15 protein-coding genes and 2 pseudogenes are annotated in these 14,650 nt (G+C 64.4%); 6 read left to right on the top strand and 11 right to left on the bottom strand.

Features of this window, described 5'->3' with window-relative positions:
• Positions 1 to 65: 65 nt before the first annotated feature.
• Positions 66 to 845 carry an anti-sigma factor gene (locus PKE78_RS17620; RefSeq protein WP_271202236.1) on the bottom strand — a complete coding sequence of 260 codons (780 nt, stop codon included), beginning with the start codon at positions 843 to 845 and terminating at the stop codon, positions 66 to 68.
• Positions 842 to 1,414 carry an RNA polymerase sigma factor gene (locus tag PKE78_RS17615; protein ID WP_271202235.1) on the bottom strand — a complete coding sequence of 191 codons (573 nt, stop codon included), beginning with the start codon at positions 1,412 to 1,414 and terminating at the stop codon, positions 842 to 844. Before PKE78_RS17615 ends, PKE78_RS17620 begins: the two co-directional genes overlap by 4 nt.
• 82 nt (positions 1,415 to 1,496) lie before the next feature.
• Here PKE78_RS17615 and PKE78_RS17610 point away from each other — a divergent pair, with 82 nt between their 5' ends.
• Positions 1,497 to 2,588, top strand: a complete 1,092-nt coding sequence (locus PKE78_RS17610; RefSeq protein ID WP_271202234.1) for a molybdopterin-dependent oxidoreductase — start codon at positions 1,497 to 1,499, stop codon at positions 2,586 to 2,588.
• Positions 2,589 to 2,593: 5 nt separating this feature from the next.
• Here the strand turns inward: PKE78_RS17610 and PKE78_RS17605 are convergent, their stop codons facing one another.
• Entirely contained in the window at positions 2,594 to 2,974 is a 381-nt protein-coding gene (locus tag PKE78_RS17605; protein ID WP_271202233.1) for a YidH family protein, read from the bottom strand.
• Positions 2,975 to 3,199: 225 nt separating this feature from the next.
• Positions 3,200 to 3,493 carry a hypothetical protein gene (locus PKE78_RS17600; RefSeq protein WP_271202232.1) on the bottom strand — a complete coding sequence of 98 codons (294 nt, stop codon included), beginning with the start codon at positions 3,491 to 3,493 and terminating at the stop codon, positions 3,200 to 3,202.
• Between the two features lie 91 nt (positions 3,494 to 3,584).
• Here PKE78_RS17600 and PKE78_RS17595 point away from each other — a divergent pair, with 91 nt between their 5' ends.
• From PKE78_RS17595 to PKE78_RS17585, 3 genes are all read left to right on the top strand, one after another.
• Positions 3,585 to 4,310 carry an SOS response-associated peptidase gene (locus PKE78_RS17595; protein ID WP_271202231.1) on the top strand — a complete coding sequence of 242 codons (726 nt, stop codon included), beginning with the start codon at positions 3,585 to 3,587 and terminating at the stop codon, positions 4,308 to 4,310.
• A gap of 45 nt (positions 4,311 to 4,355) precedes the next feature.
• Entirely contained in the window at positions 4,356 to 4,742 is a 387-nt protein-coding gene (locus tag PKE78_RS17590) for a hypothetical protein (RefSeq protein ID WP_271202230.1), read from the top strand.
• A gap of 104 nt (positions 4,743 to 4,846) precedes the next feature.
• A complete protein-coding gene (locus PKE78_RS17585) occupies positions 4,847 to 5,638 on the top strand; it encodes a hypothetical protein (RefSeq protein WP_271202229.1) in 792 nt (263 codons plus the stop codon).
• 51 nt (positions 5,639 to 5,689) lie between these two features.
• On the opposite strand, the pseudogene PKE78_RS17580 reads toward PKE78_RS17585, so the two are convergent.
• The 7 genes and pseudogenes from PKE78_RS17580 to PKE78_RS17550 form a co-directional block, all read right to left on the bottom strand.
• A pseudogene (locus PKE78_RS17580) lies at positions 5,690 to 6,837 on the bottom strand (HPP family protein).
• Between the two features lie 42 nt (positions 6,838 to 6,879).
• Positions 6,880 to 7,020, bottom strand: a pseudogene (locus PKE78_RS17575) (bifunctional 3,4-dihydroxy-2-butanone-4-phosphate synthase/GTP cyclohydrolase II); the annotation flags it as partial.
• A 502-nt stretch (positions 7,021 to 7,522) separates the two neighbouring features.
• The gene (ribB, locus tag PKE78_RS17570) at positions 7,523 to 8,170 is read right to left on the bottom strand and encodes a 3,4-dihydroxy-2-butanone-4-phosphate synthase (protein WP_309299123.1); all 648 of its coding nucleotides are present in this window, start codon (positions 8,168 to 8,170) and stop codon (positions 7,523 to 7,525) included.
• A gap of 189 nt (positions 8,171 to 8,359) precedes the next feature.
• Positions 8,360 to 9,163, bottom strand: coding sequence for a TorF family putative porin (locus PKE78_RS17565; RefSeq protein ID WP_271202228.1), 804 nt, complete (start codon positions 9,161 to 9,163; stop codon positions 8,360 to 8,362).
• Between the two features lie 208 nt (positions 9,164 to 9,371).
• Positions 9,372 to 9,776, bottom strand: a complete 405-nt coding sequence (locus tag PKE78_RS17560) for an acyl-CoA dehydrogenase family protein (protein ID WP_271202384.1) — start codon at positions 9,774 to 9,776, stop codon at positions 9,372 to 9,374.
• On the bottom strand, positions 9,721 to 10,650 hold the full coding sequence (locus PKE78_RS17555) for an NtaA/DmoA family FMN-dependent monooxygenase (RefSeq protein WP_271202227.1): 930 nt from the start codon (positions 10,648 to 10,650) through the stop codon (positions 9,721 to 9,723). The genes PKE78_RS17560 and PKE78_RS17555 overlap by 56 nt, the downstream gene beginning before the upstream one ends.
• Positions 10,651 to 11,118: 468 nt before the next feature.
• Complete coding sequence (locus tag PKE78_RS17550) at positions 11,119 to 11,343, bottom strand: helix-turn-helix transcriptional regulator (protein WP_271202226.1); 225 nt, start codon at positions 11,341 to 11,343, stop codon at positions 11,119 to 11,121.
• A gap of 223 nt (positions 11,344 to 11,566) precedes the next feature.
• Between PKE78_RS17550 and PKE78_RS17545 the strand changes: the two genes are divergently transcribed.
• Together PKE78_RS17545 and PKE78_RS17540 are read left to right on the top strand one after the other, a co-directional pair.
• Positions 11,567 to 12,202, top strand: coding sequence for a hypothetical protein (locus tag PKE78_RS17545; RefSeq protein ID WP_271202225.1), 636 nt, complete (start codon positions 11,567 to 11,569; stop codon positions 12,200 to 12,202).
• Positions 12,203 to 12,204: 2 nt separating this feature from the next.
• Positions 12,205 to 14,157, top strand: coding sequence for an AAA family ATPase (locus PKE78_RS17540; protein ID WP_271202224.1), 1,953 nt, complete (start codon positions 12,205 to 12,207; stop codon positions 14,155 to 14,157).
• Positions 14,158 to 14,650: the final 493 nt, after the last annotated feature.

The following is a 14,650-nucleotide window of genomic DNA, read 5'->3' as shown; positions in this document are numbered from 1 at the left end:
TCCTCGCGGGGACATATTCCCCGTGAGGACAAGGACGCGCGGGCGGTTGGATTTATTCCAGGGCGTCAGCCGCTGCACGCGCCGCCGGTTCTGGCTGCATCCTGAAGCGCGACCCGCAGGTCGTCGCCGAGCTTGTGTTCGCGCCCGACGATCGCGGCGATCACGGCTGCGAACCGATCGAGCCGCACAGGATCCATGCTCCGGCTCATCAGCGCGTAGGCCACGCCGCCCGTCGCCCATCCACGGACCCTTACGTCGCCGACATCCTGCACGACGCGCGAAGCCGCGGTCGCATCGCTTCGCCCGATCCACAGGCCGAGCCGGCAGCCGTGCGGCCCAAGATAGCCTGCGAACAGCCCGCGCCGCCCGTCGGCCATCGGATCGGCCGAGAGATAGGCGAGCCGAAGGTTGGCGGCGGAGAGATCCGGCAGCCCGTCGCTCGCGGCGGTCTCGACCGCAAGCCGGACGCCGGACGCCGGCTGCGCGGCGCGCTCTCCCGTCAGCCAGGGACGCTCGGCCGCCACCGTCTCGGCGAGCGGGTCCGCGACCGCCGTCCGCCACGGGTGAGACGCAAGCGCGCCGGCTCCGATCAGAAGGGCGACCGAAGCCGCGATCGCGATCGGACGCCAGCGAGGCTGCGTCTTCGCCGCGGACGACAATTCAAACGGCGGAGCGCCTGCGGGTGGCGGAAGCGCCGACGTCTCGGCCTTCAGCGCGCTCAGCGAGGCGACGCGCGCCGCGATCGAGGGGTCGCGCGCGGCGGCGGCCGCGACGCGCGCGGCGTCCGCCGGCGCGAGCTCCCGGTCCACATAGGCGTTCAGCGTCTCCCAATCGATCATCGTCATCGGCTCGTGCGGCTCCGTTCCAGCGACGTGACGTTGCCGCGCTCGATCGCCTCTAGAAGCGCGAGCCGCGCCCGGGACAGGCGGCTCATCACCGTGCCGACCGGAACGCCCAGGATGTCGGCGGCCTCCGCATAGCGGAAACCCGCCAGATCGACGAGTTCCACCACCTCGCGATGCGCCGGATCGATGCGTTCGAGCCCCTGCCGCACGGTGATCTCGGCGATGCGTGCGTCTTCGTAGGACCAGGGCGCGGGTCCAATCGGCTCGGCGGGCGGATCCTGACGGCGGACCGCCTCGCGACGCAGCCCGTCGATCCAGGCGTTTCGCATGATGCCGAACAGCCAGGCGCGGGCGGCGCCGGCCTCCCTGGGCTGCGCGGCGTGGTCGAGAGCCTTCACGGCGCAGCCCTGCAAGAGGTCGCGCGCGGCGTCCCGGTCGCCGCACAGGCTGAGCGCGTAGCCGTAAAGGCGGCCCCAGCTATCCTTCAGGCACTGTTCCACAACGTCGCGCAGATCGACGATCTCCGGGCTCTCGCCGAACCCCAATGATTGGGCGGCCTGCCTCGACAATGCGGGAAGTCGTGCCGATCCGCTATGGTTCCGGATCGTTCGGCGGCGTCCGGTCGTTTGGATCGCAACGACAAGGAGCGACATGCCAGCCTCACGCCATCGGAAGCCCGGCCAGATCGTCCACAGCGACGCCCCGTTCAATGCGGAGCCGCGGCTCGACCGGCTGCGTGCGGCCTATCTCACCGAACGCGCCGACTTCTACGTCCGCAGCCACGGCGACATCCCGGATCTCGAAGCCGCCGGCTACCGTCTCACCGTCGTCGGCGCCGTCGCGACGCCGCTCGATCTGTCTCTGTCGGACCTCATTAGGCGGTTTCCGCCGCGCTCAATCACCGCCACCATGCAGTGCGCCGGCAACCGTCGCGCCGACCTCAACCGCCTCCGGCCGGTCTCCGGCGACCCCTGGGCGCCGGGCGCGATCGGCAACGCGCGCTGGGACGGGATCGGACTCGGCGACGTGCTCCGCGCCGCGGGCGTGGACGAGAGCGCCGCCCTTCATGTGGCGTTCGAGTGCCACGACGAGATCGATCAGGACGGTGAGCGCTTCCGCTTCGGCGCGTCGATCGAGCTGAAGAAGGCGCTTTCTGCCGAGACGCTGCTTGCGACCCACATGAACGGCGAGCCGCTGGCGGCAGAGCACGGCAAGCCGCTTCGCGTCGTCGTGCCGGGCTTCGCCGGCGTGCGCAGCCCCAAGTGGCTGGCCTCGATCACGGTTCAGGACAGACCGTCCGACAATCCGATGCAGGCGGACGACTACAAGCTGTTCCCGCCGCACCTCGACAAGGACAGCGCCGACCCCGCCGACGGCGTCACGATCGAGGCGATGCCTCTGAACGCGGCGATCTGCGAGCCGGCGGAAGGCGCGACGTTGAAGGCGGGTCCTTGCGTCATGCGCGGCTACGCCGTCGCCTGCGACCGAGCGATCCGGCGCGTCGACGTCTCGGCGGACGGCGGCGCGACATGGCGGCAGGCGGAGCTTTCCAGCGACGACGCGTCGCCGTTCGCGTGGACGTTCTGGGAGATCGATACGACACTCTCCCCGGGTCGCCACGAACTCGTGGTCCGCGCATGGGACGCGGCGGGGCAGACGCAGCCGGCCGATCCCGAAGACGTCTGGAATTTTAAAGGCTATCTTGCCTCGTCGTGGCACCGGGTGAACGTCACGGTCGTCTGAGGCGGTCAGTGCGTCCAGAGAAACGCAGCCGCGACGCTCGACATCGCGAGCAGCATCACGGGCAACCCCAACGCTACGAACCTCGGCAGCAGCCGCACCTGCGCGTGACCGAGCCTGCGACGCACCTCCGCGTCGCGCCACGCCGCAGCGCCGAAGCACACGATCGCGCAGAAGATCAGGGTGAACGACACGAGGAACAGCGGAGAGCCGGGCAGCGCCTCCCGCAGGAACCGCTGAGCCGCCAGCCCGACCGCAAGGAACGACAGCCCGGTCCGGAGCCACGACGCATAGGTCCGCTCGGCCGCCAACACGGTCCGATCCTCGGCGAGCCGGACCTGAGGGTTGTCGGCGACGGACGAGGGCGTTGCGGGCGACGAGGTGTCCATTCAATCAACTGCTACAGCGCCGCCGCCGGCATGCAAGGGGTAGGTCGTTCCTTGCCGCCGGCCAGACAATGCATCGCGACGGCGCGTTCGGGCGAGCCGCGGCGTCGGCTTTCGGGCACGCGGCTAACGTCGGCTTCTGGCGCGTCGCGGGCTCCGCGCGAGCGCATGAAGGTGTCCGCGTCGTTATATGTTGAGACGAGGTGTATGACGTCGATTGAGCTCCCGTCAGTCGAGCCCTGCGCGCCTACGCATCGCCTTCCAGTTGGAGGTGATCTCACCGAGCCGACCGGCCGGAGCCGCGCAGGGCTGCGCCGCCGCGAGCAATGCCTGTTCCGTCATCACCCGGTGGCTGGCCTCATCGATTAGTCCGACGGCATCGGCCATTGCCGTTGCGACTTGAGCCGCAACGTCGGGTTCCTCGATGTCACAGGCGACAGCCTGGCCGGCAACAAAGCCTAGCTGCCGGAGCAATTGCGTGTCGTCAGCGGTTTGAGCGGCAACGGGCTGCATGGTGACCACGAAAGCGATCGCGGTCTTAATCGATGCCCCTAAGAGCGATGCCGGTCTAGGCGGGCTAGCCCTTGACGGGAAGCGACGGCAGACTGCGCTCATGTGCAACCTCTATTCGCTCACGAAGGGTCAGGCTGCGATACGAGAACTGACCCGGGCGATGGTCGACCGCACGGGCAATCTCCCAAGCATGCCCGGCATTTTCCCCGATTACGATGCGCCGATCGTTCGAAATGGCGCGGACGGCCGCGAGCTCGTGTCTGCGCGTTGGGGAATGCCGTCGTCACAGAAGGCGCTTCTCGACGCTGCCTCCAAGCGCGCCGACAAACTTCGATCGAAGGGCAAGGAGGTCGACTTCCAGGAACTCCTGAAAATGGAGCCCGACGCCGGCACCACGAACATCCGCAACGTGTCGAGCAAACACTGGAAGAGATGGCTTGACGCCAAGAATCGCTGCGTCGTGCCGATGACGAGCTTCTCCGAGTATGAGCGTGGGCCCGACGGCAAGTTTTCGCCGACCTGGTTCGCACTATCGGAGGAGCGTCCGCTCTGTGTCTTCGCCGGCCTCTGGACCACCTGGTCGTGCGTTCGAAAGGCGACGAAGGGCTGGGAAGCGGACATCGACCTCTACGGCTTCCTCACGACGGAGCCAAACGCAGTGGTGGCGCCGGTGCACCCGAAGGCCATGCCAGTGATCCTCAGGACCGCGGACGAGATCGACGTCTGGATGCGCGCCGATTGGGAAGAGGCCAAAGCGCTACAGCGCCCCCTGCCTGATGACGCGCTTGTCGTCGTCGCGAAGGGCGCCAAGAGAGATCCAGAATGACCAAGCTGGCGACGAGACTGCGCCGACCCGTTCTGGAGCGTCGCGATGTCTGACAACGTCGATCTGTTCGCCGACGTCGCTGCAGCGTTGTTCGCCCAGCTCCATGCGGCTTTTCCCGTGCCGGTCGACATCGAGGTCGACATGCTGGTCGAGAGCGCCCTGGGCTCAACGAAGCCGGCGGGAGCGACCCAGGAAGCCTTCGTGGAGGCGACCCTGCTGTGGCTTGGGAACGCCCGACTCATCACCTTCGAATCCGGCCAGCTCGGAGCCCGCATGGTCGAGCGCGTTGGCCTGACCGCGCGGGGATTTCTCGCGCTTCAGGCGATGGACGAGGTCGATGAGGGAATGACGATCGGTCGCCGCCTCGCCAAGCCGCGGTCCGACGACGAGCGGCGCTCGCTCGTCGACCGCGCCATTTCCAGGGCGAGCTAGGTCCGGGTGATCGGATGAAACCGTCCACGGCGCTCACATCGCCGCCTCGGCTGCAACATATCTCAACGCGCTGGTCTGAAAGCAGTAATTGAAAGTGTGACGGCATGCCAGAGAAAGACAAGTTTAGTTTTGGTGACGACATAATTGGCGAGCTTGGAAATTGGGGTGAGAAAGCCCTTGTCCCTGTATTGACTGTCAGTGGCCTACAGTTGGAGAGGCGCAACAAAAACAGGGAGCAATTCAAGAGCAACGACATTAAGCTGACTGAGGCGCATGCATTCGCCTGTAGCGCCTTTATGAATTTAGTTTCGAGAAATTCTGGTAGGCGAATAGAGGAGAATCCAAATACCAGCCAGCAAGTCGTGCTGATTTCCCATTTCTTGCAAGGGATTAATCTTTGCGAAGAGGCTATCGTTGAGGGCCTCTACGTCCAAGCCGCCACATTGCTTCGGCAAGAGCACGAGATCATCTCGGCTGTCCAAGAGCTCGGGATAGATCGTCGCAAAGACGGCAAAACACCTCACGCCACAGTAGGCGTTCTGAAAAATATGGGCAGAGTCTACGGCGAGCTAAGCGGCGCCGCCCATGTATCTCACGCTCAATTACTTCATGATATGGTCGAGATGACGCGCGGAGATCTTCGATGGCCCTCGGCATTTCCGGTCTATCACAGAGATTTGGCTAGAAATCTCTACTCATTGCATGTCGGCTACATTGTGCTAATGGGGCGACTGGCAAGTGAGATCAATGAGGCCATCGGGCTCGGCGGGGCGTCGGACGACGAGCAAACGATGATGGGACTAGCCATCTCAATCCTGCACAAAGAAGGCCTCATCGAAATGGAAGAGGCGCCCTTGGACAAGCCGATCGCGAAGCCGGAAAGAGCAGCTGACTAGACCGGCGGTCTCGAGAGCCCGCATGGTGCGCCTAGACGCACCGCTGCTAGCTCACGCAGCCGCTTCGGCAGCGTCCGCCATCAGGGCCGCCATCAGCGTGATCTGACAGACGACGCCTTCCAGCCGCCCGCGATCATCGACGACGGGAAGATGATTCAGGCGTGAGGCTGACATCCGCAAGGCGACCTCGCCGATCGGGGCGTCAAGGCCGACTGTCGCGACCGGCGAGGTCATGATGTCCTCCACGGCGCCGTGCGGAGCGCGGACCCTCGTGAGGGTGAGCCGAAGCCTGTTCTCGAAGGTCAGGCTTGGTCCCTTGCCCCGCCAGACGGCCTTCTCGAGTAGGTCGGTCTGCGTGACCATTCCGAGCACCTTGCGGGCGGCGTCCGTCACTGGCAGCGCCTTGACATGGTGGCGCCGCAGCAGATCCAGCGCCTGCGGAAGGGGATCGTGCGGCGCGACGGCGACGACGTTGCGGGTCATCACGTCCGGCATGTGGCTCCGCCGAGCCGGCGGCTGTGCGCGCGAAGCTGGGCGTCTTTCAGGATCAGCCCGAGGTCCTGGCGGTCGACGTCGATGAACCGGCCGAAACTCCTGAGCGCAGCGTCGAGATCTCTGGCGGCGAAGCCGTCTTCGGGGATCTGTTCGCCGGGTGAGCCCACGGGCGGCGCGAGGCGACGCAGATGAGGATAGGAGCGGCCCGCCAGCCCGTTGAAGAGGATCGCCGACGTCAGGAGGATGAGGGAGTTCCCCATCACTGGCCAGAGCGCGTAACCGTAGCCGAGGTTGGCGATCGCTGGTCCGCCAAGCACCGCAGTCAGGGCGACAGCTCCGCTCGGGGGGTGAAGGCAACGGAAGGCCGCCATCAAAGCGATCGCGCCCGCAATGGCCGCCGCGCACGCCATCGCAGGATCGGGGATCGTCCGCGCCGCGGCGACGCCGACAAGGGCCGCGACGAGGTTGCTCCCGATCAACGACCAGGGCTGGGCGAGAGGGCTGGCGGGCGCGGCGAAGAGAAGGACCGCGGAGGCGCCCATCGGCGCGATTATCCAGGGCGTAGCGGACGCGTCGCCCGTCGCGATGCGGCTGAGGAGACCGGTCGCCAGCACTCCCGTCAGGGCGCCGACGATCGCCAGCGCCCGCTCCTTTCGGCTGATGGGAGGCGTGTCGGGTATCAGGCGGCGTATGACCTGGAGCATCGTGTCCACCTGGGACCCTTCGACGTGTGGGAGAAGATCGCCCGTGAAGCACCGCGAATGAACGCGCACGAGCGGCGCGCTGGCCTTGCTGACGTCGCCGACGACGATCGCCAGATGTTCAGACCCGTCATGGGTCGATCGGAATGAGAGCGCGCGCGCCGTCGGCGCGAATTCGAGCGGCATTGCGGCTTCCGCCACGAAGCGCATGACCGGGCGTTGCGCGCTCGCCTGAGACCGAGCGATCGTCGCGGCGTCGACGTGAGCGAGTTCAGGAGCAGAGCGATGACGCGCGCCCACGACCAAAGCCGGGATCAGATGGCTCAGTCGCGCGAGCGTCACCGCGGCTTCCGCGTCGTTCGGCGCTGCGACCTGTTCAAGACGGCCCAACGCCTGGTCGGGACCCGCCAGGCGCTCGAGCGCGACGGGCGTCAGAAGGTCGTCGGGAAAGCGGTAGGCCTTGGGGCGGCTGAATTCGGCAAGCGTGCGGCCTTCCGAAAAGGCTGCTCGCCCGCCTGCGAGCACCAGTCGAAGCGATGTCGAACATTCCAGGAGCTCGTCGACGCCTTCCTGCGTCGCGGTCTCGGCCGCAAGCACGACGAGCGGCGCTTCGCCCTGGATAACGACGGCGCGGCCGAGCCGGAGATCGACGGTCGCAGTCCGAAGCTCGCGACCTGGATGCCGGAAGCTATCCATGGCGCACCTCTGTCGAGAAGTAGGCCCTCCGGTTCTCGGCGTATGTGATCAGGCTGGCGATCGAGCCGATGAGCAGGCCGTGGGTCCTAGCGAATTCGAGGAGCTCCGGCGTCCGAGCCATGCGCCCGTCCTCGCTCATGATCTCGCAGATGACCCCCGCAGGGATGAGGCCTGCCATCTTGGAGACGTCAACGGCTGCCTCGGTGTGCCCGGCCCGTTCCATCAGCCCGCCGATGCGGGCGCGCAACGGAAACACATGGCCGGGGCTGACGAGGTCGCCGGCGCCCTTAGCGGGGTCTATCACGGTCGCAATCGTATGAGCGCGATCAAAGGCGGAGATGCCGGTCGTGACGCCCTCCCTCGCCTCGACGGACACCGTGAAGGCCGTGCCCAAGGGACAAGTGTTGCGGGCCGCCATCGGAATGAGACCGAGACGGTCGACATGCTCGGGCGTTAGGGCGAGGCAGATCAGCCCTCTGCCATGCGTCGCCATGAAGTTGATCGCCGCCGGGGTCGCGAACTGGGCGGCCACGACGAGGTCGCCTTCATTCTCCCGATCTTCGTCGTCGACCAGGATCACCATTTCCCCGCGCGCTATCGCTGCGACGATCTCGCCGGCGGGACTGAACCGCTGGCTCAAGGGGATCCTCACCTGCGACAGGCTCGGGCTCGGGACAAGTAAGCTTCGATTGGAGGTGTTCACGGCGACTCCAACAGGCTCGTGGTCATGTGGACGGAGCGTGGGCCTCGGGAACACGGTCAGATGCGCCGTCGGCGTTCGCGTCACGGCAGGGCCGACGCGGGAAAACCGCGCCGGCCGCCGCTCAGGTCATTTCAACTTCGAGAGAGACGTGTCGAACGACAGCGACGCCATGAAGCGGTCGCCGCACGAGTTTCGATCGCCGATAAACAAGGCGCATTCGCGCTTGGAGAGACTTGCGCCGGTGTAGCGCAGGTCGAGGGTCATCGCCTTGTAGGTTGCCCCGCCTCCAAGGTTCCAGAAGTTGTGGTCCGGCGCGAAATTCTTGGCGACCCACTGCCTGCCGAACTCACCCGATACGTAGAACTTGACGTCGGGGAGCGTCGACAGTCCCGGAAGATCGATGCGAGCGAACGCCGCGGAGTGCGTGCCGTCGACGCCGAAGCCAACGAAATCGCTGGTCCAGTAGATGTTGGCGCCGACCGTTAGCCAGTCCGTCAGAGCGTATTTCGCTATGCCGTAGATCTTCCAGAAATCCATCTTGTGGGCGTTCTTCAGCTCGGACGTGTAGTTCACGTCGATGTAGCCCACGTCGAGCGTCAGCGGCCCGAAGCTGTGGCGAAGGCCGCCCCAGAAATCGAGCTCCATCGAAGGATTGGAGGCGCCAAAGTCGACGTTCGAGCCCCAGATGCCGGCGTAGACCCAGTCGAACAGGGTCAGTTCGGCGTAGCCCTGGACGGCCGGCTTGCCGTTCGACTGGCTCACGCTTCTGAGAATGTAGTCGTTCGTGAGCTTCACGCCGAACGCGACGTCGTAGAAGGACGGCGCTTCGGGCGCGGTTTCCATCGGCTGGAGATCCGCGGCGGAGGCGGCAGGAACGCAAGCGCAGGTCACGAGCGCGCAAAGCGCGCCCGTCGCAAGGGTGCGAGTCATGACGGTTATTCCCGATTAGGTGGCGGTTCGCGAGCGTCCTGCTCCGCCGGGACTGCTCGGATTGCTCATTCGATGCGTCGCGCAACGGGAGGCGTCTCCCGCCGCGCGACCACAGCCGCCGGCCTGCAAGGCATGTTCCGGAGGGTTTGCTTATCCGCTCCGAGCGGAGGGAAAGACGCTCGGAGCGGACAGGCGCGCGTCGCTGGTTTTACTCAGCGGCGATCGCGTTCGGCGCAGCGTTGCCGTAGCGATTGTCCCAGTCAGCGACGGTGCCGATGCTCTCCATCGACTTCTCGAAGATGATGGTCTCGTCGTTCATCACCGCGCGCGGGTTGAAGCCTTCGTGCGCGATGACGCCGTGGACGCGGCGGCGCTGCATGCCCATGTTGCCGCCGTCGTAGATCGGCAGAACCGAGGCCTCGCGGAGGATCCGCGCGAACGGATATTCCTTGCTGAGCGAGTTCACGCCGACGATCTGCATGCACTTGTACACGACCTCGAACATGGCTTCGGTCGTGTTGATCTTGCACATCGCGCCAACGAGCTCGGCGTGCTGTTCATGCTTGTCGAGATAGTCCGAGGCGCGCCAGCAGAAGTAGCGGGCGGACTCGATCCCACTCGTCGATCTCTTTCGACTTGCGCCAAGCCTCCTCCTCGGTGCTCCCCACGATAAAGGAGAAGCCCTGGATTAACTTGAGGTCCTCCGGACGCCGGCCGAAGCTCGCGGCGAGGGCGCGCTGCTCGGCGATGCCCTTTCGAGCGCCCTCGATGCCCGGATAAAGGATGAAGGTGCCTTCGGCGTTCTTGGCCGCGAAGTCGCGTCCCGTCTTCGATGAGCCCGCCTGGTAGAGCACCGGGGTGCGCTGCAGCGACGGGGAGCAGAGGTGCGGCCCCATGACCTTGTAGCGCGAGCTGCGGTGGTCGATCTTGTGGATCTTGTTCTTGTCGGCGTAGACGCCGCGCTCGCGGTCGTTGAGCACCGCGCCCTCGTCCCACGAGCCCTCCCAGAGCTTGTAGACGATGTCCACATACTCCTCGGCCCAGCGGTAGCGTTCGTCGTGATCGACGATTCCATCGAGTCCGAAGTTCTGGGCCGCGTTGTTCGTGACGCTCGTCACGATGTTCCAGCCGATGCGACCCTTGCTCAGACGGTCCATCGTCGAGATGCGTCGCGCGAAGCTGAACGGGTGCTCGGACAGGACTGAGCTGGTGAAGGTGAGGCCGAGGTTCTCCGTGCAGCCAATCAGCGCCGCTGAAAGCGCGCCGGTGTCGTTGCAGGGGATCTGAAGACCTTCTTCGATGTAAGTGTCCCACGAACCCTTGTAGGCCGGATCGATGCCGATGATGTCGGCAAGGAACAGAGCGTCGAAGCAGCCCTTTTCGAGGGTCTTCGTCAGGTCCTTCCAGGTCTCGAGGTCATCAAACTGTGACTTGGTGCTCAGCGGGTGTCGCCAGGTTCCGTGATAGATGTGCGAAACCACGTTCATCGTGAAGCAGTTGAATATAAGCCTTTTTCTCACGACAGAGCTCCGTGTGATCAACTGCGGGACGTCAGCTCAAGTCCGAGCTTTGCTATCACCAATGCTATGATCAGGTTTCGCTGACTGTCTTGCTTGCGAGCGTTCCGTTTTCTGTTCCAGAAGCGCAATTATGGAAGCAGAGCGAACAGACTTGTCTGTGAGAGATCAGTAGGGGGCCCTTGCTGCATATTTAGTAAGCCGCGATCATATTTGTTCAGAAAACAGGCGGCCGACAGCGCTCGCTCCGCGGAATGCGCAGAGCCTGCCGTGATTTCGCCGAATGTCGCGGCACGAAGGCGGTCGAGGAGGCGGCTGGCGGCGCCCGCCTTTGTTGCGGCGCCGCATTTCTAGCCGTTCGAAAGATGCGTTGGATTGTGGGAGGCGACCGCGGCCCTCGGATCAAAAGCGCGTTGGCGGCCGGTACGCCGCGCAGCGTCACCGTCTCGCCGAGACGCCGATATGGCCTTCGGCTTCGAAGAAGGTGACGCCACCCTTCTCCAGCGCATCGACGATTTTGGCGACCGTCGCCTCTTGGGGACGAGCGTCCCCGGATTCGATTTTGATCAGCGTGAAGCGAGCGACTCCCGCGCGCTCAGCGAGTTCCTGTTGCGACCAGTCTAGAAGGCTCCGGGCCGCTTTGATTTGCCGTTCGTTTACCATAACCCCGCTTCGGTTGACATAAAGTCAACTTGGCGCTTCCGCAGTCCGAGCGGATGAGATAGTAAAATCCCACCCGGCTCCAAGACCGGTACAAAGTAGAGCGCGCATCCGGCGATCCCGCCAGTCCGCTCAAACTCGTTCGCGTGCGGATCGGCCGTTCCGAGCTCCGTCACGACGCCCCCAATCGAACTTTCCGGCCACGCAGACCGAGGAAGAGGGCGCCGTGCTTGTCGACGCACCCGTTATACGTCCAATCCCTGATTACGACGGAAAGCAATCCTTCCGCGAGCGCCAAAGGCGTCGCCAGAAGGATTTAGATCGCTTGTCGCGTGAGGTTCACGCCGTAATTCAGGCGCTGCCCCAATACCAGCTGAGGGACTGCGATTTCGAGGGCGCCGCCGAGCGCCTTAAATCCTTGATCGGCTCCACGGAGCTGATTCCGATCCCCGTCCGTGGTCCCCGGGGCGTCATGGTCGTGGTCGTTGCCCCGAATCGGATCTGGTACGACGCAGAGATCCGCAAACGTCTCTGGCTTCTGAGGAAATCTTCAGCCCCCAAGGCGGATAAGACTGTTCGCTTACTCACCCAGAGATGGATCCGCCGAAGGCCCTTCCTGGATAATTGCAAGCTCGTCGCCCGCTACGCCAGCTTGTCCGTCGCCGCCAGCGACCGATTCTCGGTCCTGACTCTGGTGCGCGAAGACCCTCTCGCAACACTCGAGGACTGCGCCGCCGTCATCATGGCGCCGGATCCGGTCGGGGTCGTGCTCGCCCTCGTCGCGGGCGGGCTGCTGTCCATCAACTTCGAAACGCCGATCACGCCGATGTCCTCGATCTCAGAACGCCAGGTGGAGCGGTGACCATGCGTCCTGCCGAGAACGACGAGCTTGATGAACCGCATGAAAAGGAGCCCGGAGAGGCGTCGTTCGCCAAGCGTCTGGTCCGGCACGCCATGGCTGAAGCAACAGAGGCCGAGCCGTTCGAGCGGCTTCTGAAGCAACCGCTTGCATGGGTGATCGAGGCGCCCTCGGAGAGCTGGGTAGATCCCATCGTCGAGGTTATACGCGAACTGATCACTCGGCATATTTCAGACACGTCCCACTCGAGCCCGCACCTCTTCCGCTCCGAGGCAAAAACCACAACTCGCCGATCGACCTTCCTCGACGACAAGGCCCAGATTATCGCTGGCGAGATCGCCTTAGGAAAATCCGTAGTCGGCGTCGCGGCGGACCCCGAACGACAGCTTCCAGCGATCCTCGTCCGAAATTTTGATCGCTGGATCGTCGCGGCTAAGCCGACAGCCGCAGATGTCGCTCGAGTTCTCGGCGAGTTCTACGGAGAGGCCGTAGCGGCAGACGCCATAGGTACGCCTGACGTCCTCAATCTGGATTCGATCGCCTTCGCGGTGAGACCTGGCGCGTCTCTGGCCGAAACCATAAGGCGGCTGAGGGGAACAGCAGCGGCCCCGCCGGCGCAGACCTCGGATGGCGTTCCCGAGCTTTCCGAACTCGCCGGCTATGGAGCAGCCAAATCCTGGGGCTTGGCGCTTGCGCGCGACATACAGCGGCTACGCCGGGGAGATCCCGGGATTTCGCTAAAGGATCTTCCAAAGGGCATCCTCCTGGAAGGCCCTCCCGGCGTCGGCAAAAGCATCTTCGCCATGGCGCTGGCCAAGACCACCCAGCTGCCTCTGGAGACCACTTCGGTCTCACGCTGGCTTTCTTCCGGCGAAGGTCACCTCGACGACGCGCTCAAGGCCGCGCGTTCGGCCATCGAAGCCGCTCGAGCACATCGTCCCGGGCTCCTGATGATCGACGAGATCGACAGCATCGTCGATCGAGACAGCCAGGAGGGAAGATACGCCGCTTGGTGGATCAACTTCGTCAATGGCGTCCTCGATCTGATCGACGGCACGCTGAGGTATCCCGGCCTGATCACGATCGGGGCATGTAACAACGCCAGCCGAGTGGACCCAGCGCTGAGGCGCGCCGGTCGCCTCGACAAGGTCGTCAGGATACAGCTGCCGAACAAGGCGGACCGTGAGGTCATCTTCCGGTGCTATCTCGGACAAGATCTCGCATCTGACGACCTCGAGCCGTTCGCACAGATGACCGAGGGCATGTCGGGCGCCGACATCGTCAGGATCGTCACAGAAGCTCGTCAGATCGCCAGAGACGCGTCCCGGGAGCTTCGCGTCGAAGATCTGGCGGCCGCGATCGCGCCGCCGATGAACATCGAAAAGGAGCTGCTCTGGCAGACCGCATTGCATGAAGCCGGACATGCGGTGATCGCATGCGTTCTGGGCCTCAAGGTCGGCGCGGTCCAGATCGGTTCGAGCGGCGACGGAATTGGCCTCACGAACTTCAGCCGTCGTCGACGTCCGATGACTTTCGCCGACATCGAAGACTACGTCATTGTCACCCTTGCAGGGCGTGCAGCTGACGAAGTCCTCTGCGGGGCCGCTGATGCCGGATCTGGCGGTGTCGAAGCGTCGGACCTTGCCGTCGCCACGTCGTTGCTCGCCGGCGCGCATGGATCGTTTGGACTGGGCGAGAAGCTCACATTCCTTGGAGCTGCCGATCAGATGGCGTCCACGCTTTCGAGCAACGAGCAGCTTCGGTTCGGCGTCGAACGCGATCTTGTACGCCTGCAGCAGCGAGCGAAAGATCTGGTGCGCCGACACAGAAGCGAGATCGAAGCAGTCGCGGCGCAACTCGCCGAACGTCGCTTTGTTCGCGGAGACGATGTCGCTCGTCTGTGCCGCGAGGCCAGTTTGCCGGGGGCTGAAGGTCTTGGCGACAGGAGGCCTGCATGATTAGGTCGCCGCAACCGACGCCCACCCTCACAGCCTTACAACGCGCTCACGCAAGGCCGCCGGTGGATCCGCACGCCTGGCTGCTGGATCGCTATCGCTGCGGTCCGAGCATCTCGTGCCAAGCATTGCTCATCCCTCTGGCCGGGCGGCTGGACGTCGAGCTCGATGGGGCGTCGCCCTTCGAGACATCGACACGCCTAATCCTGCGCGCCCTATCCGTACATAATCGGCCGAGCACGGTGATCACGGACAATTCATCGGACGCGAACGCGCTGCGCGTGTGGCTATCGGCACGAGGAATCGCTCATGCGACGGTCCCCAAAGCCCTTCAGCGGATGGAGAAGCTAACTCCGGCCATCTTCGAAATCGCTGAAACGCTCGCTGTTCGGTGGCCGAATTTCCGGAGCATAATACCTCATTAAGCCTGACTTCAGGGTGCTGAGGATTGGCCCGGACTTATAATCCGGAGGGCCGGGCCGTTTACAACCCAGAA

Source organism: Methylopila turkensis (assembly GCF_027922325.1).
Lineage (GTDB): Bacteria > Pseudomonadota > Alphaproteobacteria > Rhizobiales > Methylopilaceae > Methylopila > Methylopila turkensis.
Note: the sequence above shows the minus strand (reverse complement) of the source record. Positions and strands in the feature narration are given on the sequence as shown.